This is a genomic window from Dawidia soli, from assembly GCF_018598185.1.
GTDB lineage: Bacteria > Bacteroidota > Bacteroidia > Cytophagales > Cyclobacteriaceae > Ohtaekwangia > Ohtaekwangia soli.
Window position 1 is genome coordinate 1 of the sequence record NZ_JAHESC010000067.1, and the last position, 19688, is coordinate 19688.

General features: G+C 52.1%; 15 protein-coding genes and 1 tRNA gene. 11 read left to right on the top strand and 5 right to left on the bottom strand.

The features are described 5' to 3' along the window. The 7 genes from KK078_RS28020 to KK078_RS28050 form a co-directional block, all read left to right on the top strand. Positions 1-427: sigma-70 family RNA polymerase sigma factor (locus KK078_RS28020; RefSeq protein ID WP_254093790.1), on the top strand; the 427-nt coding region annotated here is incomplete at its 5' end. A 91-nt stretch (positions 428-518) separates the two neighbouring features. Next, on the top strand, positions 519-1415 hold the full coding sequence (locus KK078_RS28025) for a helix-turn-helix domain-containing protein (protein WP_254093792.1): 897 nt from the start codon (positions 519-521) through the stop codon (positions 1413-1415). 67 nt (positions 1416-1482) lie between these two features. Next, complete coding sequence (locus KK078_RS28030) at positions 1483-1857, top strand: DUF983 domain-containing protein (RefSeq protein WP_254093794.1); 375 nt, start codon at positions 1483-1485, stop codon at positions 1855-1857. 52 nt (positions 1858-1909) lie between these two features. After that, on the top strand, positions 1910-2380 hold the full coding sequence (locus KK078_RS28035; protein WP_254093797.1) for a DUF6934 family protein: 471 nt from the start codon (positions 1910-1912) through the stop codon (positions 2378-2380). 45 nt (positions 2381-2425) lie between these two features. Further along, positions 2426-2584, top strand: a complete 159-nt coding sequence (locus tag KK078_RS28040; protein ID WP_254093798.1) for a hypothetical protein — start codon at positions 2426-2428, stop codon at positions 2582-2584. A gap of 246 nt (positions 2585-2830) precedes the next feature. After that, positions 2831-3295 (top strand): (2Fe-2S)-binding protein, encoded by a 465-nt coding sequence (locus KK078_RS28045; RefSeq protein WP_254093800.1) that lies wholly within the window; start codon positions 2831-2833, stop codon positions 3293-3295. Positions 3296-3299: 4 nt separating this feature from the next. Then, positions 3300-5462, top strand: coding sequence for a xanthine dehydrogenase family protein molybdopterin-binding subunit (locus KK078_RS28050; RefSeq protein ID WP_254093802.1), 2163 nt, complete (start codon positions 3300-3302; stop codon positions 5460-5462). Positions 5463-5470: 8 nt separating this feature from the next. Here KK078_RS28050 and KK078_RS28055 read toward each other — a convergent pair whose 3' ends face one another. Beyond that, positions 5471-5935 carry a YHS domain-containing (seleno)protein gene (locus KK078_RS28055; protein ID WP_254093804.1) on the bottom strand — a complete coding sequence of 155 codons (465 nt, stop codon included), beginning with the start codon at positions 5933-5935 and terminating at the stop codon, positions 5471-5473. Positions 5936-6143: 208 nt separating this feature from the next. After that, positions 6144-7784: an ABC-F family ATP-binding cassette domain-containing protein gene (locus tag KK078_RS28060; protein ID WP_254093806.1), complete on the bottom strand. Its 1641-nt coding sequence runs from the start codon at positions 7782-7784 to the stop codon at positions 6144-6146. A gap of 91 nt (positions 7785-7875) precedes the next feature. Here KK078_RS28060 and KK078_RS28065 point away from each other — a divergent pair, with 91 nt between their 5' ends. From KK078_RS28065 to KK078_RS28075, 3 genes are all read left to right on the top strand, one after another. Then, a complete protein-coding gene (locus tag KK078_RS28065) occupies positions 7876-8808 on the top strand; it encodes an ABC transporter ATP-binding protein (protein WP_254093808.1) in 933 nt (310 codons plus the stop codon). Positions 8809-9049: 241 nt separating this feature from the next. After that, entirely contained in the window at positions 9050-11938 is a 2889-nt protein-coding gene (locus KK078_RS28070; protein ID WP_254093810.1) for a CARDB domain-containing protein, read from the top strand. A gap of 115 nt (positions 11939-12053) precedes the next feature. After that, positions 12054-13964, top strand: a complete 1911-nt coding sequence (locus KK078_RS28075; RefSeq protein WP_394370599.1) for a CocE/NonD family hydrolase — start codon at positions 12054-12056, stop codon at positions 13962-13964. Positions 13965-13974: 10 nt separating this feature from the next. Here the strand turns inward: KK078_RS28075 and KK078_RS28080 are convergent, their stop codons facing one another. The 3 genes from KK078_RS28080 to treS all read right to left on the bottom strand — a co-directional run bounded on the left by KK078_RS28080 (position 13975) and on the right by treS (position 18971). After that, complete coding sequence (locus tag KK078_RS28080) at positions 13975-15150, bottom strand: PQQ-dependent sugar dehydrogenase (RefSeq protein ID WP_254093812.1); 1176 nt, start codon at positions 15148-15150, stop codon at positions 13975-13977. Between the two features lie 160 nt (positions 15151-15310). Beyond that, positions 15311-15478 (bottom strand): DUF1328 domain-containing protein, encoded by a 168-nt coding sequence (locus KK078_RS28085; protein ID WP_254086052.1) that lies wholly within the window; start codon positions 15476-15478, stop codon positions 15311-15313. Positions 15479-15599: 121 nt separating this feature from the next. Beyond that, positions 15600-18971 carry a maltose alpha-D-glucosyltransferase gene (gene treS / locus KK078_RS28090; protein WP_254093814.1) on the bottom strand — a complete coding sequence of 1124 codons (3372 nt, stop codon included), beginning with the start codon at positions 18969-18971 and terminating at the stop codon, positions 15600-15602. A gap of 245 nt (positions 18972-19216) precedes the next feature. On the opposite strand from treS, the gene KK078_RS28095 reads away from it, so the two are divergent. Further along, positions 19217-19289, top strand: a tRNA-Thr gene (locus KK078_RS28095). The last annotated feature ends 399 nt before the right edge of the window (positions 19290-19688 follow it).

Here is a 19688-nt window from a genome sequence, read left to right on the forward strand (position 1 = left end):
GCAGAAGTTCCAGCGCGAGCCGTCACCGGAAGAATTGGCCGAGGTGCTGGAAATCAGCTCGGAAGAGGTTTCTGACACCCTGAAGATCTCCGGCCGCCATGTATCGATGGATGCGCCGTTCGTACAAGGCGAGGAAAACAGCCTGCTGGACGTTCTGGCCAGCGACAGCGAAGAGACCCCGGATTCGGGCCTGATCGTAGACTCCCTGCGCCGCGAGGTACAACGCGCCCTGGCAACCCTCACACAACGTGAAGCCAACGTGATCGAGTTGTATTTTGGCCTGAATGGCGAAAATGCGCTGACGCTGGAGGAAATCGGCGAGAAGTTTAACCTGACCCGCGAACGCGTGCGCCAGATCAAAGAAAAGGCTACCCGCCGCCTGCAGCACCACGCGCGCAGCAAGACGTTGAAAGGATACCTGGGCTAGTGCTCAGAGAATATAAAAAAGGCCGTTCCAGGTAACTGGAGCGGCTTTTTTGTTTGTTCACGCATCCCCATATTTTGCTAACTTTCGGGGCATGAAACGCACGGCCGCGTTAAACGATACACCACTTTATTGCCTGGATGCTTTTGGCGAAAGAGCCGAGCAAAGCCTGTTTTACATTGAAACCTTGCAAGAGCATCTGCAAAAGCATCCTTTTGTCAGCAGATCGCATCGTCACGACTTTTACCTGGGCCTTTACATCAGCCGAGGCAGCGGCACTCATACGATCGATTTTGTGGATTACCCCGTCCGATCCAATGCTTTTTACCTCATGACGCCCGGCCAGGTACATGCCTGGAACCTGTCGCCGGAGACAGATGGGTATTTTTTCTTCTTTGTGCCTGCCTTTTATCAAATGGGGCAGCAGGAGGCCGATCTGACGGCATTTCCATTCTTTCAATCCTTTCATCCAAGTCCATATATTCAACTACCTGGATGTGACACCGTTATAGACATGATTATCCAGGAGATGCTGAAGGAATACAAAACCCCCGGCCAGGGCCGGCCCGACCTGCCCTTGCTGCGCAGCTATCTGGAAGTGGTCCTGCGAAAGCTGACCCGGGGGCGCGATGTGCCAATGGGAGGGGAGGCTACACCCAACGCCACACACAAGCTTCGCAAGCTGGAAGAACTCATTAATCATCACTACCGCGAACTCAGGCAACCCCATGAGTATGCGGCGTTAATGAACCTGTCGGCCTCCTACCTGAACAACGTGTGCAAGACAGTGGTGGGTAAGACGCTGAGCGACCTGATCAACGAACGGGTCATTCTCGAAGCGAAGCGGTTCTTCTCGTATGCCGACCTGACCATCAGCCAGGTAGCGGTGAAGCTCAACTTCGCCGATCCATCGTACTTTATCCGTTTCTTTAAGAAACATACCGGCCAGACGCCCGAACAATTTCGTGAACAGATAAATCGTCCGCTATAAAGCGCGAATTGTGCGCTATCGCGTGTGCCTTGAACATCGTTATTAGTGGTATAAAACAGGCATCAGTATGTTACGAAAAGGAACAAAAATGTACAGCGTCGTGAACCTGAAATGTCCGCGCTGTCACGAAGGCGACATGTTCTCACACCCCGTATGGAGCACCCGATTTGCCGAGATGAATAAGCAGTGTACGGTATGTGGCTTTGACTTCATCCAGGAGCCCTCTTACTATTTCGGTGCGATGTACATCAGCTACGGCGTGCAGGTAGCGGTGTTCGTGGCCGTGTACCTGGGGCTGCGCTATACGATCAACCCCGATACGTGGACGTATGTATGGGCGATGATTATCGCGTCAGTCCTGATCCTCCCGTTTAACTTCCGCATTTCACGCGCCGGATGGATCAACTTGTTCTTCTCCTACCGGAAGAAGGAGGCGTCGTAATCTTTTGAACTTATTCGAAGATCGGGTATGTTTAAGGAAAAACTAGCTGCCATTGACCTTGACCCATTACCCGTTAGAGACGAATCCCGAATACCTGGATTATGAATTTTTGAGCATCGGTCCGAAAGGGGAGATTCGTAAACTTGTACGTTTTACCAGAATGGAAGTTGCCGATACATCCCTGGACATCTACAACCTTGCCTTCGGCGATTATGACAAAGTCGGCAACACCATCGACGATGATATCATTACCGACAACAAAGATCCGAACCAGGTGCTGCTCACGGTAGCGGCAGCGGTGCTGGCGTTTACCGAGCGGCAACCGGAAGTGCTGGTCTTCGTACAAGGCAATACACCCGTGCGCATGCGGTATTATACCATGGGCATTGCCACACACCTGGATGGCACCTTAAAAGGGTTTGACATCTGGGGAAATATTGACGAAGAATGGGAACTGTTCCAACCGAACCGGCGTTATATCGGTTTGCTGGCACGGCGTAAAGCGACGGTGGCGGGGGTTTGAAATCCCAAAAATAAAAAGTACCTTTGGTGAGCAACCAACCGAAATATGGCGATTCTTAATAAGAAAGAGAACAACAGCTATTCCGGCATTAGTATTAGCAAAAAGGTGAAGAGCCGTGCGCAAGATCCTTTTATCCTGAAAAAGGTAAAAGAAGCCGAGGCTTTTATAAACAAATACGGCTTGCCTGCTGCATTGACACGATAACTCCGGAGACAAAATTATAAACGTGAGAAGCCAGTGAAAACTGGCTTCTTTGTTTTTATACGTTTTATACCGGCTGTGCCGAAGATACGACAACCACCGGTATCCCTTCTCTCTTCGATAGCGGCCGCCAGCGACACCCTCAAGCATCCGGAGACGTCCGTACATCGGCTGTATCCTGCCGTTTGGAGAAAGGGGGCATACTACGTGTCCAAATTCGGTACCTTAGAGTACATATTTCATCCGGTTATGGCACAATACACATTAAACATCAACGGCAAAAGCTACCAGGCCGACGTCGATGCGGACACCCCCTTACTGTGGGTGCTGCGCGACACGCTGGGCTTGGTGGGGACAAAGTATGGTTGCGGCATTGCTCAGTGCGGTGCGTGCACGGTGCACCTGAACGGCAACGCTGTCAGATCTTGCACACTGCCGGTGTCGGCAGTGCGTGCCGGTAAGGTCGTGACGATCGAAGGCCTCTCCGAGAAAGGCGACCATCCTGTGCAAGCGGCATGGAACGAGATCGATGTCGCGCAGTGTGGGTATTGCCAGGCAGGACAGATCATGTCGGCCGCGGCCTTTCTGAGCAAGAACCCCAAGCCTACTACCGAGCAGATCGATACTGCCATGCAAGGAAATATATGCCGCTGCGGTACGTACCATCGTATTCGTGAAGCTGTAACGCTGGCTGCTGCTAAACTCAACCCGTAAGCTTATGTCGATCTTACCCAAAACCAGTCGCCGTGAGTTCCTGAAGCTTGCTACGACCGCCGGTGGCGGCCTGCTGTTGGGATTCTATTGGAATGATACCGCTGCCGGAGCGGCCCATGTCGTGAGCAATGTATCGCTGACGCCCGACGACATTACGTTTAACAGCTACTTGTCCATTGCGCCCGACGGCATTGTTACGATCCTGTCACCCAACCCCGAGCTGGGTCAGAATATCAAGACCTCGTTTCCGATGATCGTCGCGGAGGAACTCGATGCCGACTGGTCAAAAGTCAAGGTACTGCAGGCAGCGCTCGACACCCGGAAATTTGAACGCCAGGTGACGGGTGGCAGCGGGGCCATTCCTCATTCGTGGGAACGCCTGCGCAAAGCAGGAGCTTCGGCCCGGCAGATGTTGCTGGAGGCTGCCGCGAAGCGTTGGCAAGTTGCCACCGACACGTTAACAACATCGCAGGGTGTCGTTACCCATGCAGCCAGCAAACGCAACGCCACCTACGGAGAGTTGGCAGCGGAGGCTGGTAAATTATCAGTACCCGCCACGGTAACACTGAAAGATAAAAAGGATTTTACATTGATCGGTCAGGCCATCCGAAACGTAGACAATCACGAGATCGTCACAGGCAAACCGTTGTACGGGCTCGACTTCTACCGCGAGGGAATGCTCTTTGCGGTTATTCAGCGGCCGCGGGCCTTTGGTACGAAGATCAAATCGGTAGACGCTGCCGCCGCCAAGGCCATGCCAGGCATTGTAGACGTAGTGACGTTCAGGAACAACGTAGCCGTCGTCGGGAAGTCTACCTGGCTGGTGAACAAAGCCCGCCAGGTACTCAAGATCGAATACGAGCCCGATGGCGCCCGCGAAAGCACGACCGACCACGACAAGTTTTTCAAGACGTTACTCGACACTTCTGAAGCTACCGTACGCCGCAAGGACGGCGATGTAGACGCAGCCTTCAAACAAGCCGCTACGGTTATTACCCGCGAATATCAATGCCCGTTCCTGCCACACGCGCCGCTGGAGCCTATGAACTTCTTTGCGCACGTGCGGGAAGAAGGCGTGGAGCTGGTCGGCCCGACACAGACACCCGAGATGGCGCGTACGGAAACCGCCAAGCTCCTGGGCATCCCCGCGGAAAAGATCACCCTCGAACTTACACGCCTGGGCGGCGGCTTCGGGCGCCGGTTAAAAGCCGACTATGTATTGGAAGCCGCCGAGCTTTCCAGCATCATTAAAGCCCCGGTAAAAGTAGTGTGGATGCGGGAGGACGATATGATGGGGGGAAGTTACCGGCCGGCCGTGCGCTATCGCTTCAGCGCTGCCCTGAATGACCAGGGCGAGATGATCGGTTATAAACTGCGCGGCGTGGGTATCAACGCCGGCAACTGTACCCGCGAGGATAACTTTCCCTCGGGTGCCGTGGACAACGTACTGATCGATTCGGTCGAGCATAAATCACCGATTACCACGGGCGCCTGGCGTGCACCGATCACCAACTTCCTGGCCTTTGCCGAGCAGGCATTTATCGATGAAGTCGCACGTGCCGCGAAAAAAGATCCCGTACAGTTCCGGCTGAGCCTATTGGACAAAGCAAAGCGTACACCCACCGGAGCGGTCAAATATGATGTAGACCGCATGAAAGCCGTTATTCAATTGGCGGCGGAGAAATCGGGGTGGGGTAGGAAGCCGAAGATCTCGCAAGGCTTTAGTGTATACTTCTCACACCGCTCCTATGTAGCCCAGGTCGCCGAGGTGAGCATGAAGAACGGAAAGCCCGTGTTGCAAAAGATCCATGCCGCTGCCGACTGCGGTATTGTAGTCAACCTCAGCGGTGCCAATCAGCAGGTGCGCGGAGGGATCGTTGACGGGCTTGGTCATGCATTCTTTGGCAACCTGACCTTTAACGGCGGCGCGGTAGAACAAAAGAACTTTAATACCTATAAGCTGATCCGCATGAAGGACGTGCCGGAGATCGATGTTCACTTTGTTAACAACGGCATGGATCCGACGGGACTAGGAGAACCGGCCTTGCCGCCGACGGGTGGCGCAGTGGCCAACGCCTTCTTTGCTGCCACCGGCAAACGGTTCTATAACCAGCCGTTCGACAAGCAACAAGACGCCATCCCGCAGGCGAACATTGACCGGATGTAGTAAGCGGCTTAGCGCTGTTTACTCAGCCAGTTGTCGTGTGCAGCACGCGCGAATTTCTTCTCGTCCTTTTCCCACTTCGTGCGGTTGTTGCTGCCGTTGAAGTTATAGAACAGGAAAAGTTTACCGTCTACGATCTTGTAGGTAGAAGGATCAATTTTTACGCGTTGACCGTCGACGGCCATGGAGTATGCATCCCAACCGCCACACGCAGGTTCATACTTGTCCGGAGATTTTTTAAATTCCTCCTGATTCTCGGTATTAGCGAAATAATAGGTGATACCTTTATAGCTATACTTAAAGCTGTCGTTGCCTTTGGCAGGACGACCTTTAAAATAGCTAACCGGGTCAAAATCGCGTAACGCGACGCCATTGTCGGTGAGATTGAAGTTCCGGATGCGCTTCGCGCTGTTGTCGGTCTGTGCCTGCAGTGTGAGGCAGAGCAGTAATGCAAAGAGTGTAAAACAACCTTTCATAGGACTATTGATCTTAGATGATATCACCAAAGATACATTCCCTGAAAACGGGTCCCATTTCTTTCACCGAGGATTAACACCACAGGTAGAAAACAAAACGAAAGTGAGTATAAGAGCATAGAAGGGATATTCAGCCCTTTTCTTCGCTCTCACACCCGATGGCTATCGGGACACGCTCGCGCTTAATCTGGCAGGGAGGAGGCCCTCGTTATTTGGCCGTCCGCTCGATGTCCCGCAGGTTCTCCATTTTTTTGTTGCGCAGGAAACCATTGATGTCTTCAAAGTGCTCACGAATGCGCTTGTTACCAAACTCGAACACCTTCGTGGCCAGGCCGTCCAGGAAGTCACGGTCGTGTGACACGAGAATGAGCGTGCCGTCAAAGGCTTTCAACGCATCTTTCAGGATGTCTTTGGTCTTGATATCGAGATGGTTGGTAGGCTCGTCAAGGATCAGCAGGTTAACAGGTTGCAGCAGCAGCTTGATCATGGCCAGGCGGGTTTTCTCACCACCCGACAGGTATTTAACCTTTTTATCAATAGTCTCGCCGCTAAACATAAAGGCCCCAAGGATGTCTTTGATCTTGGTGCGCACGTCGCCCTCGGCGACCTGGTCGATCGTCTGGAAGATGGTTAAGTCTTCGTCCAGGAGGGAAGCCTGATTCTGCGCAAAGTAGCCGATCAAACTGTTATGACCGACCTGGAGCTTGCCTTCAAAGTCGATTTCGCCCATGACGGCCTTTACGAACGTCGATTTACCCTCACCGTTCTTACCCACGAGTGCTATGCGCTCGCCACGGGAGATTGTGACATTGCCGTCGGCAAACACGGTGTGGTCGCCGTAACGTTTGGTCAGTCCTTCGGCTATTACGGGGTAGTTGCCTGAGCGGGGCGCCGGCGGGAACTTGAGATTCAGATGCGATGTGTCCACTTCATCGACTTGCACAATTTCGATCTTCTCCAGCATCTTCACGCGTGACTGTACCTGCAAGGTCTTGGAGTATGTTCCCTTGAAGCGCTCGATAAACTCCGTGATATCGGCAATCTGCTTTTGTTGGTCGTCAAATTGCTTTTGCTGCTGCTCACGGCGCTCCTTGCGCAACTGCAGATACTGAGTGTAGTTTACTTTATAGTCGTAGATACGTCCCATCGTCACCTCGATGGTGCGGTTGGTGATATTGTCTACGAAGGCTTTATCGTGAGAGATGACAATGACGGCTTTGGCGTTGTTGACCAGGAAGTCTTCGAGCCATTGGATGGATTCGATGTCCATGTGGTTGGTCGGCTCGTCGAGCAGGATCAGATCAGGCTTTTGCAACAGGATCTTGGCCAGCTCGATACGCATGCGCCAGCCACCGGAAAACTCGCTGGTGGGTCGTGTAAAGTCTGAACGCAGGAAGCCAAGACCCATTAACGTCTTTTCGACTTCAGCGTCAAAGTTGATCTCTTCGATGGAATAGTACTTTTCGCTAAGTTCAGAAACTTCTTCAATGATCTTAGCATAAGCATCTGATTCATAGTCCGTACGAGTCTCCAGCTCAATATTTAGTTCATCCATACGCTTCTTCATGTTGAGGATCTTGGAGAACGCCTTGGAGGTTTCCTCAAATACGGTCGCGTCGTCTTCGGTGAGCAAGTGCTGCGGCAGGTAGGCGATCACGGCGTCTTTCGGCGCGGATACTTTGCCTCGCGTCGGCTTGTTTACGCCGGCAATGATCTTGAGCAGGGTAGATTTACCTGCACCATTTTTGCCCATGAGGGCGATCCGATCGTTTTCGTTGATGTTAAAGGTAACATTGCTAAACAGAGCTGAGCCATTAAACTCCACACTAACCGCGTCGACAGAAATCATGCTTATAAAATAAGCGGCAAAGATACTTTAATTTTGCCATCCCTGACATACATCACCTTGGGAGAATAAAAGTTAGGGAGTACGTTTGTGTATGAGTTTGCTCCAGGTGTCCGGCGTATGTAAGGAAAGCAACGAAGGCGCCGTACTACGGCCGATCAGTTTCTCTCAACAAAAGCGCGAAAAGATTGCCATTGCCGGCGAAACGGGTTCCGGCAAAAGCACGTTGCTGAAGATTGTTGCCGGGCTGGTAGCAGCCGACGCCGGCGAAGTCATTTTTGAGGGCGCGCAGATCAAAGACCCGCGCGAAGTGTTAGTACCGGGCCAGGAAGGTATCGCGTACCTGTCACAGCATTTTGAGCTGCCCAAATTCCTGCGGGTAGAGCAAGTGTTGGGCTATGCGAATGTCTTGCCAGAGGACGATGCAAACGTTCTATATGCGATCTGCCAGATCGGGCATTTGCTGAAGCGCCGGACCGATCAGCTGTCAGGAGGGGAGCGCCAGCGGATCGCCCTGGCTAAATTGCTGATCACCGAGCCCCGCCTGCTCCTGCTGGATGAGCCTTTTTCCAACCTGGACATGGGACACAAAAACGTCCTGAAAGACGTTATTCAGGACCTTGGCGACCGGTTGGACATGACATTTATGATGGTTTCGCATGACCCGGCCGACACGTTGCCCTGGGCTGACAAGATCCTGGTGCTGTGCAACGGCCAGCTTGTGCAGGAAGGAACGCCCGAAGCCGTTTATAAGGAGCCTGTCGACGAATATACGGCCGGGCTTTTTGGGAAATACACGGCTGTCGCTACGGCCGGAAACGCCTTGCGGTTTTTGCGACCGGAGGATTTTGTGATCGCTGATTCAGAGGCCGCTGGCGCTCAGAAAGGCGTTGTTGTGCGCTCACTTTTCCTTGGTGGATACTGTGAATTGGAAGTTTCCGTCGCCGCTGAAACGACCTTTGTGGTTCGATCGGAGCGATTTGACTGGGCCGCCGGTCAGGTGATTTGGCTGAAAGCCAGATCGTAAACGGGATGTCACATATTAACCACGTGTTGTAATTGCCAGCATGACCTTGGCAGGCATCAGATCGGATCTTCAGGAAACCTTCAGGCCTTAGTTACATAATTTGTATTATGTTAAATACTAAAAAGAACCCTTTCCCATCCTTTGACGGGTTCCTGCTTGCTTCAAACCGTGTAAGCTTTGAGCGGAGATTCAACGGTGTAGCATTTGCTCCTCCATTACCTTTGCTGACTCTAACCGTATTATGAAGCAAGCTATTTCCGTTTTGCTGCTGGTGATTCCGGCGGTTGTCTTTTCCCAGGATCTTATTATCAATAATTATAACGTTCCGACTTCGTTTGCCCGCTACGAGGAAATTCCTGTGAGTGTTAGTGTCCGGAACAATGGCATCGTTCCGGTCAAGGACGGTTTTAATGTTGCACTGTTTCTTTCTGTAGACGACAACCTGCAGCCTTATACAACAGACTTTTCGATTGATGGAGGCGGTGGCTACGTACCTCCTGCGGTTGCTCCCGGACAGGTAAAAGCAGCTGAATTCTATGGAAGCTCTTTTGACGCACCGCCCGGAACGTACAATCTGTTTATCGTGGTGGATCCCTTTGAATACGTTACGGAAACCAACGAAAACAACAACGTCATCATGATTCCCAATGTGGTGGTCACTCCTACGGATGTTGATTTTAAATTCTCGTCGTTTGAGTTATATCAAACCTCGTACACGCAGAGCTCAAAGATCTCTCCTGAGTTTGTTTTTGAAAACATCGGTTCGATCAACGTTTATGGCAGAACTTATGCCGAGTTTATTTTGAGCACAGATGCCGTGTATAGTGACGACGACCTTGAAATAGGACGCGAATCTTTCAGACTGGAAGGCGCCGACAATATCCACTCCGAATACCAGGACCATGTGTTACCTGCCGTGTCACCGGGCAACTATTACGTACTTGCTGTTATAGACCACAATGACAACAATTTCCATTTCGATGAAACCAATGAAGAAAACAATACCGTGGCAATTCCTATCACTATTACGCAAGGTAATATTGATCTGGGAATCGCTTCGGTTTCTAATTTCGACTTCACCGGTTCATCGTTATACGCAACGCTTAATATCCATAACCAGGGATCAGACGGCGCTGGTCGCTATGACATCCGCATGGAGATTACAGATCTATCCGGAACGCCTGTCCCTATCCCTACCTACGATTGGTCGGAAGAACCGGAATATGCATGGCTGGGATTCATCTATGGTAATAGCGATCAGAATGTCCTTGTCAATATGTATAGTATGGGAAGTCTGGATCCGGGAATATATTATGCCCGTTTTACGATAAATCCCGACTGTCAAATCATTGAGACCAACTGCGCTAACAACTCGTTCTTAGCAGAGGAATTCCCCATCGTTATCGGTTCTCCTACGATCTCTCACCTGAGGCTCAACAGGCTTACACCTGACGCTTCGGTTAACGACGCCGACCTGAACATGACACTCGGACTCAATCTCAGCAATACGGGTACGACAAAAGACTTTAATCAATATTATGACATAACGATAACGGACAGCCAGAACAACACGGTGCATTCGCAACAAGTTATGCTGCAGATCGATTTTGCTCCAGGTGAAACAGTTGATCGATCCATACCGCTTAGCTTCCCCTATCCCATTCCCGCCGGTACGTATCAGGTATCACTAACATGCCGGCTGGATTGCTACACGGTCTCGCTTCCCTCAACAGCCATATTTACCGTGGTGCCCGCGGAATTCAACCTGACTGGCATTGTCCAGGGGGAAGACGGCGTTCCGATCACCAAGGGGCAGCTGTTCTTATACCAGGACACCGGGAACGGTGAAATACGGTTTGTCAAAAAAGTTGATCCCTATGAAGGTCCGGGGTTTTCGTTTACTATTGACGGTCACCGCTATCACACGCTGTACTTCGTTCCCGACCCCGTGCTGTATCCCGGCTATGTGCCAACCGTCTATGGAAAAACGATCACGCTTCAAACAAACAGTCTCTTTCGCGCCGAAGCCGATATGAACGTCACCCTGGAAGTGATCAAAGTGCGAGCGCTCGGTACCGGTACAGGAGTCATAAACGGCTATGTTACTGCGGGCGACGTCTCTGGCAAAACGGCGTCGCCGTTGGCTTCCGCCGAGGGAATCTCGGTTATCCTGCTGTCCTCTACCGGCGAGGTTGTGGGCATTGATTATACGGACGCCTCCGGGTTTTACGAATTCAAAAACCTGCCACGCGACGCTTACCAGGTCGTGTTACGCCAGGAACTGGATCAGGCACAGATGCTTCCTTACACCGTTGATCTTACAGCACAAAATGTACGTCTGGATCTGAACACAGGTCTTACGGGCATTGACGCTATACCCTCACAGCTCTTTTTACCACAGCATATCAGCTTCAGCGCCGTGGGTACGCATCCGTATGGCAGCGCCGCTGTTACGCTGGATGCAAAAAGCGACCAGGCGTTGCCCCTGACGTATACAACATCCGATGCCGAGGTTGCGACGATCGAAGACAACCAGGTGGTCATTCACAATGCCGGTACCGCCGTTATTACCGTCAACCAGAAAGGTAATACATTCTACCTCCCGGCGACTGCTGTCCAAACATTGGTCGTAACCCAGGCGCAGCAGTCCATTTCCTTTGAAGCATTAAAGGCGCAGCTGGTCGGTACCGGGTCGCTGGATCTACTGGCCACCGCGAGCTCGGGGTTGGCGGTTTCGTTTGAATCTTCAGACGAAGCGATCGTGTCCATCGAGGGGCAAACGGCCGTGTTCCATCAACCGGGAACAGTTACCATCACCGCCCATCAAACCGGAAACCGGAATTACCTGGCCGCGGGCGATGTGATGCGGACGCTTGTCATTCAAAATGTCATGGGCATAGAACAGGTGGAGCTGACCGAATACGCTCACCCCAACCCCACGGCGGATGTCGTGTTCCTCGAAATACCCGGGCTGGGCCAGGTCGATGTATTTGACGCACTCGGGAAAGAACGCCGTGATGTTACACGGCTGGATAACACCCTCGACTTTTCGCGCGTCGAGGCGGGGGTCTATCTGGTCAGGGTGCAGGTGGACAATCGTTCGACCATCACGCGGATCGTGAAGAAATAACCGACTACCCTACTGTTCGTAGTTTGGTGTAATGCCCGGCACCTGTGCTTGTGTGCGCCGGTATAAATGGCTATTATTAGATTTCATTAACCTTAACCCGAAATCTTAGCTAGCTATGAATCGCCTAATATTCCTGATGGCCATCCTGTCGTTGAACGGAATCGCATCGGCCCGGGTGCATGACTCCGTGTTCGTCAAGCAAAACTACGATAAACTGGAAGTACAGATCCCGATGCGCGACGGTGTCAAGCTGTTTACCTCCATTTATATCCCGAAAGACAAATCCAGGACCTACCCGTTCCTGATGCAGCGCACGTGTTACAGCGTAGCGCCTTATGGCAAAGACCGGTACCGGAGAACACTCGGTCCGTCGAAATACGCACTATACGACAAATATATCTTTGTGTACCAGGATGTTCGCGGCCGCTGGATGTCAGAGGGCGTATTCGACAATATGACGCCCAATATTCCGGGCAACGACCGAAAAAATAAAACTGCGACGGACGAGGCATCCGACACCTGGGATACGATCGACTGGCTGGTCAAAAACATAAAGGGGAACAACGGCAAGGCCGGCCAATGGGGAATCTCTTATCCGGGTTACTATACCGCGGCCGGTATTCCCGATGCACACCCGGCTCTGAAAGCATCGTCGCCACAAGCCCCTATCGCCGACTTTTTCTTTGACGACTTCCACCACAATGGCGCCTTCTTACAAAGTTACCTGGCGGCATTCGCCGTATTTGGTTATCAGCACGACAAGCCTACCGACAGAGCCTGGTATGATGACCAACTGAATCGTTTCAGGAGCAAGCCGGTGGCCGACGGTTATGACTTTAACCTGGCGATGGGTCCGTTGAAGAATGCCACGGAGACCTATCACCACGACAATTTCTTCTGGAAGCAGATCGTCGACCATCCGAACTACGACGAGTTCTGGAAAAAGCGTAACATACTCCCCCACCTCAAAAACGTTCACCATGCGGTGATGACCGTAGGCGGTTGGTTTGACGCAGAAGATCTATACGGTCCGCTGAACATCTATAAGTCGATCGAGAAATCAAGCCCCGCTGCACACAACGTGATCGTGATGGGCCCCTGGGCGCACGGTCAATGGTCGCGCCCCGAGCAAGGTGCCACGATCCACAACCACATTGACTTCGGCGATAGCATTAACACGTTCTATCAACGCGAAGTGGAACGCCAATTCTTTGCTCATTATTTGAAAGGTCAAGGCGCCGGCAACTTTCCCGAGGCGCTGATGTTCGACACCGGCAAAAAGGAGTGGCGGAAATTTGACGCCTGGCCGCCGAAGGAGATCCCTCCTGTTCGTCTGTACTTCGGCGAGCATGGTCAACTATCGATCAACAAGCCGCTGAACGAGAAAGCCGTATTTGAATATGTAAGCGACCCGGAGAAGCCCGTGCCGTATACTTCTCAAACAGAAGGTCTGGTCTTTACCCCTCGTTCGTTTATGAGCGATGATCAGCGGGCTGCAAGCCGTCGCCCGGATGTACTGACGTTTCAAACGGCGCCGCTTACCGAAGAGGTATTGGTGGGTGGCGAAATCATGGCCAGGCTGAAAGTGGCGATGAGCGGTACGGATGCCGACTTCATTGTAAAAGTAATTGATGTCTACCCGCCGGATCATCCGCAGTACAAACACAATCCGTCGAACATCGTGATGGGCGGCTATCAGCAGCTGGTGCGTCACGAAGTGTTTCGCGGCAGATTCCGGAACAGCTTTGAAAAACCGGCCCCCTTCAAACCGCAGGAGCCTACGGATGTAAACTTCCGGCTGCAAGATATTTTGCATACGTTCAAGAAGGGCCACCGCGTCATGATCCAGATCCACAGCACATGGTTTCCGTATATCGACCGCAACCCGCAGAAGTATGTTGACAACATCTACAAGGCAGAAGCCAGCGATTTCATCAAGTCTACGATTCAGGTGTTTGGATCGTCTGTCGTGGAAATAGGTGGCGGAGAGAAGCTGGACACGAAGCTGGAGCTGTTACAGAAATAAAAAAAGGGGACTAGTTCCCCTTTCCATAACTTACTTTCCAAAGGGTGTTGCTTACGTCGTCGGTTACCAACAACGCTCCGGCTGGAGTAACCACGACGCCCACGGGGCGACCGTACACCTTCTCTTTATCCAGCTCGGCAATAAAACCACCCAGGAACTCTTCCGGTTTACCCGTGGGCTTACCCTTTTCGAACGGGACAAATACCACACGATAGCCAGAAAGTTGTGAGCGATTCCAGGAGCCGTGTTGGGCAATGAAGGCGCCTTCACGATACTTTATGGGAAAGACATCTTCGCCATAAAAGGCCAGCCCAAGCGATGCCGTATGCGAACCCAAATCGACATCGGGCACTTTTGTGTCTTTTACCTGGGCCGGGTGTAACAGTTTTACACGGTCATCGCGGTGCTGACCGTGGTAGACATAGGGCCATCCGTAAAAGGCCCCTTCTTCAACGTGGGTGAGGTAATCGGGCACAAGGTCATCGCCCAGCTCATCCCGTTCATTGACGGAAGTCCACAAGGTGCTTGTACCGACAGCCCAGTCCATGCCCACCGGATTTCGCAACCCGCTGGCGTACACGCGCAGGTCCGAACCATCGGGATTGATTTCGAGAATAGCCGCACGCAACAGCTCCTTGTCGATACCCTTCTCTGCAATGTTGCTTCCCGACCCTACTGCTATAAAGATCTTTGTGCCTTCTTTATTGGCGATGATGTTGCGTGTCCAATGCCGGTTTACCTTGCCGGCGGGCAGATCGACTACTTTCTCGGCTTTTGATTTTTCGATATGGGTTTGTCCCGGCTCATAAGGATACCGTAACAAGGCGTCGGTATTTGCTACGTAAAACCACTTCCCGAGCACCAACATACCAAACGGTTGGTTCAACCCGTCGAGAAAAGTCTCGCGCGTGTCGGGCATCCCATCGTGATCGGTATCACGCAACAAGGTGATGCGGTCGGCGCTGTTGCGCATGCTGTTGGATTTTGAAGCACCGATGAAGTGCGCGCCGAGTTTTTCCCACCAAGGATGATACGTATTACTTTCGGCCACCAGGACATCGCCGTTGGGCATGACATACAGCCACCGCGGGTTGTCGAAGCCCGTGGCGTATGGCACAACCGTAAAACCTTCCGGCGCTTTCGGGGTGCGGCCTCCCTCCCAGCCCTGCACGTTGCTAAAGTTCATCGAAGACTTGGTAGCATGTGGTGGCGGAAGTGAATCCGACAACGAATTTGATCGTCCGGAGGTACGTTGTCCAAACGCAACGGTCTGGCAAACACCTGCCAGCAGCAAAAGGGCAAGGCGTGGCAATCGCAGCCACGCCCTGAGTATTATAGGATCCATCTTACTTCTTGAAGATGCTGGCACCAAAAGCTAGTACAAGAACAAAGAGTACGATGAATACAAAGAACAATATTTGTGCAATGGTCGCGGCGCCTTCTGCTATGCCCCCGAAACCAAAGATTGCCGCCACAATGGCGATGATAAAGAAGATTGCTGCCCAGCGTAACATAAGTTTTATAGTTTAATGTACAGCCAGAGTGTTGTAAATACTGTGCCCGATCGGTTCACCGAATGCCGCTTTTCCAGCTGTACATCGCCTTCGTCGCGCATGCGCAAAAAGCTCTACAACTTTATTGTACGCTGGTCAGAACGTTCTCCAGCTTCATCGGCTCTACTTCCGGTTCATTCTTCTTCATCAGCATCTTGATACCTCGTAAGGGGATGATCACCCAGTCAGGCCGGTTGTTGAGCTCGTAATTCACTTCATAGATCGCTTTCTCCAACAGGAACGTCGTCATCAAGATCTCAAAGCTTTCGTTGCTTTGCGGAATGAACGCGGCCCCCTGTGAATACTTGAGATAGGTGTCCATAAAGAAGCCACTCATATAATGATACCATTGCTCGACGTATGGAATCAGCCGGGCGAAATCTTCCTTGCGGATCTGGTTGTCGAGGAATAAGCTGGCGTAGGCAGCATAGTGGAACGAGCGCACGATACCGGCCACGTCACGCAACGGTGAGCGTTTTAGCCGCCGTTCGCTGTAGCTCCGGGCAGGCTCGCCTTCGAAGTCGGTGATGATAAAGTCTTTACCGGTATAAAGCACCTGCCCCAGGTGATAGTCGCCGTGGATGCGGATCTTTACGACGTCGATCTTACGATCGTAGATGCGTTTTAGCACCTGCAGAATCTCTCCTTTCATCGCCAACACTTCCTCGGCCTCTTGGCGAACCTCGGGCTCCAGCTTATCGAGGGAGCGGCTCAGGTTCTGGAAGGTGCTGCGCACCAGCGATTGCAGCCCCGAAAACAGGGAGCGCTGGTAATGCAATGAATACTCCTCAAAACGGAAGTCAGCGATGTCCGGTCTCGAAAGCAGGGCCAGGTGCATCTCTGCTGTACGCTTACCCAGCAGGGCTGCATTATCGGCCATGACGCTCTCCAGCAGGTCCTTCATCACAGCAGGCATGAGGTCGTAGGATACGGGGCTAATGAGATTACCGATCGGCGGTGGCGGAGCGGCTATGTCGGAACGCGTGAGGATCCGTTCGTTAAAATGATCCAGCCGATCCAGCATATACGACCACGTATCGGTACTGGCCTCTACCATCTGTTGCATCATCCCTAATACGATGGAACCACCGGCTGTTTTCCACTCGATGGTACCGATAAAGCCGGGCACATGTTCAAAGTTTGTATGCTCGGTGAGGAAGTGCGTGATCTCTACATCCGGATTGATGGCTTTATCTACTTTCCGGAACAGCTTCAAAAAGAATTTGTTATCGAATGTGATCGACGTGTTGCTTTGCTCTCCGCCGAGTACTTTCGGTTTGATCTTTTCCTGCGCCTGTACATGCGCAGCCAAAGCATCGTTACCGGTGAATATAACTTCGCCACGCGCCACCTTCACGCGTTCCTGGCGAGCCATCTTCAACAGGATCTCCTCCTGGAACGCCAGGCCATAGATGGCGTCGTACAAAATGCCTTCCGTCCCTTCGCTGGTCCGTACCTGGGCGATGACAGATTGCGGACAGTTCTCTTTCAGCTTCGCGGCAGAGGCATCTTCACCAAACGCTATCGGCAGTTGGTACGTGTCGGGCAAACCGCTGGCATAGTTAATTTCCAGGAGCAGGATATAGACAGTTACCTTCGAGCCTGTCAGGGGTATTGCCGCATGATCGATGATCTTGATACTTTCTACTATGCGCCCCTTGCCTCCAAACCAACGCAGCTTGCGCAAATAGACCGGCAGGATATAATTTTCCAACTCGTCTACGACGGCACGCTGCGCGAACTTGTCCCAGTGGGCAATGTTCAGTATGGGTAAAGCCTTGCTCTCCGTCAACATCGACTCCACCTTGTGCAACACAAACCATTCGCAGTCATACGCACCGAGGGTAAAGAAGTAAGGGTTGTTTTCTTTAATGGACGGAAACCGATTCTGGCTAAAGACCTCGACGGGAACATAGCCGCTAAAGGTATCCAGGCTCAATTCTGCTGCCTGCGTATAGCGCGACAGGTTTACGATCACCAGCACGGTCTGCTCTTCGTAGGTTCTGGTGAACGCCAGGATCTTGGCGTTCTCTACCGGCACAAACTTCAAATCGCCACGACTCAACGCTTTGTATTGTTTACGCTTGCTGAGCACACGCTTCATCCACCAAAGCAGCGACGACGTGTTGCGCGACAGCATGTCGACATTGACCGACTCGTAGTGGTATTCGGGATCGAGAATGATCGGCAGGTACAACTTGTGCGGATGGGCTTCCGAAAAGCCTGCGTTGCGGTCGGCGCTCCACTGCATCGGTGTACGCACACCGTCGCGGTCACCCAGGTAGTAGTTGTCGCCCATGCCTATTTCATCGCCATAGTACAACACAGGCGTGCCCGGCAGCGAGAACAGCAGGTAGTTCAACAGCTCGATCTTCTGCCGATTGTTACTCATGAGCGGCGCCAGCCGGTGGCGGATGCCGAGGTTAATGCGCGCGCGTGGATCTTTGACGTAGGCCTTATACATGTAGTCCCGCTCTTCATCTGTCACCATTTCGAGCGTGAGTTCGTCGTGGTTGCGCAGAAAGATCGCCCACTGGCAGTTGGCCGGGATCTCCGGGGTTTGATCAAAGATGTCGGTGATCGGGTACCGGTCTTCCATTTGCAGGGCCATATACATGCGTGGCATGACGGGGAAATGGTAGTTCATGTGACATTCATCGCCGTTACCGAAATACGAGGCCGCGTCTTCGGGCCACATATTGGCCTCGGCCAACAGCATAGTGCCGGGATAATGATCATCAATGTGCTTCCGGAGTTTTTTCAGAAAGGCATGCGTCTCGGGAAGGTTCTCGCCGTTGGTCCCCTCGCGCTCAAACAGGTAGGGCACGGCGTCCAGCCGGAAACCGTCCACCCCCATGTTGCACCAGAAGTCGAGGATCTTAAATATCTCGGCCTGCACCAGCGGGTTGTCGTAGTTCAGGTCGGGCTGGTGGTGAAAGAAGCGATGCCAATAATATTGGCCGGCGACGGGGTCCCACGTCCAGTTGGACGTCTCCGTATCCTGAAAGATGATGCGCACGTCGCGGTATTGGTTGGCATCGTCCGTCCAGACATAGAAATCCCGTAAAGGCGAACCGATCGGCTCCCTTCGGGCGCGCTGGAACCACGGGTGCTGGTCGGACGTGTGGTTGATGACCAGCTCGGTGATAACCTTCAGGTGCCGGTTGTGGGCTTCGTTCAGAAACTCCTGAAAATCAGCCAGGGTGCCATACGCCGGGTTGACACTGTAGTAGTCGGCGATGTCGTAGCCGTCGTCACGCAGCGGCGAGGGGTAAAAGGGTAAGATCCAGATGGCTGTTACGCCGAGGTCCTGGAGGTAGTCGAGCTTTTGCAGCAGACCTTTAAAATCGCCGATGCCGTCGCCGTTGCCATCGCGAAACGCTTTGATGTGTACTTCATACAATACAGCGTCCTTGTACCAATGAAGCTTGTCGTCCGTAGTACCGTGTTGCATACCTGAAAGGATTTAGAAATTGAGCCTAGCCAGCGGCAACGCGGAACGCACGAGGAGCCTCCGGAAGCCTTACAACGTGTCACTACAAAAGCGTACCAGGCCTCCACGTTTCAGTTTCGGACTCCCGGGTCTTCGGAAAAAGAAAAAGACAAAAAATTGCACTTAATTTCACCCGGGCATTTGCGGAAATACATTCTTCCATTATTTTTGCAGCCTCGTTTAGCACTTGAGCGAAGTCTAAACAGGCCTCCTTAGCTCAGCTGGTAGAGCAACTGACTTGTAATCAGTAGGTCGTTGGTTCGATTCCGACAGGGGGCTCACCTCAGAATCAGGCAGTTACAGAATTGTGACTGCCTTTTTTTATGACATCGTGCGAGCAATAGTACAAGTTCACTTCTCGATTTCGCAGAAACCTAACGTTCCGGGGTCGGCTAAATAATACCTATGGAATATCACAAGTACATCAAATACGGCAAATATGTGTTGATTTTTTTTGTGCTGGTCTTCGGACTTAGCTTGTACGGCAAATACAGTCTGAAACAGAGGCATCCTCCCTTTATCCTACAGAAACTGGAGACCCTGCGAAACGATAAAACGTTATTGGATTCGATCGGTGGCTATCGCACATTTGAATATTTTTTCAATAAAAACGATTATAAGTTCGGTGATACACTGTCTTACAGAATAGTCATAAAAGGCAGAAGCAAGAACGCTACC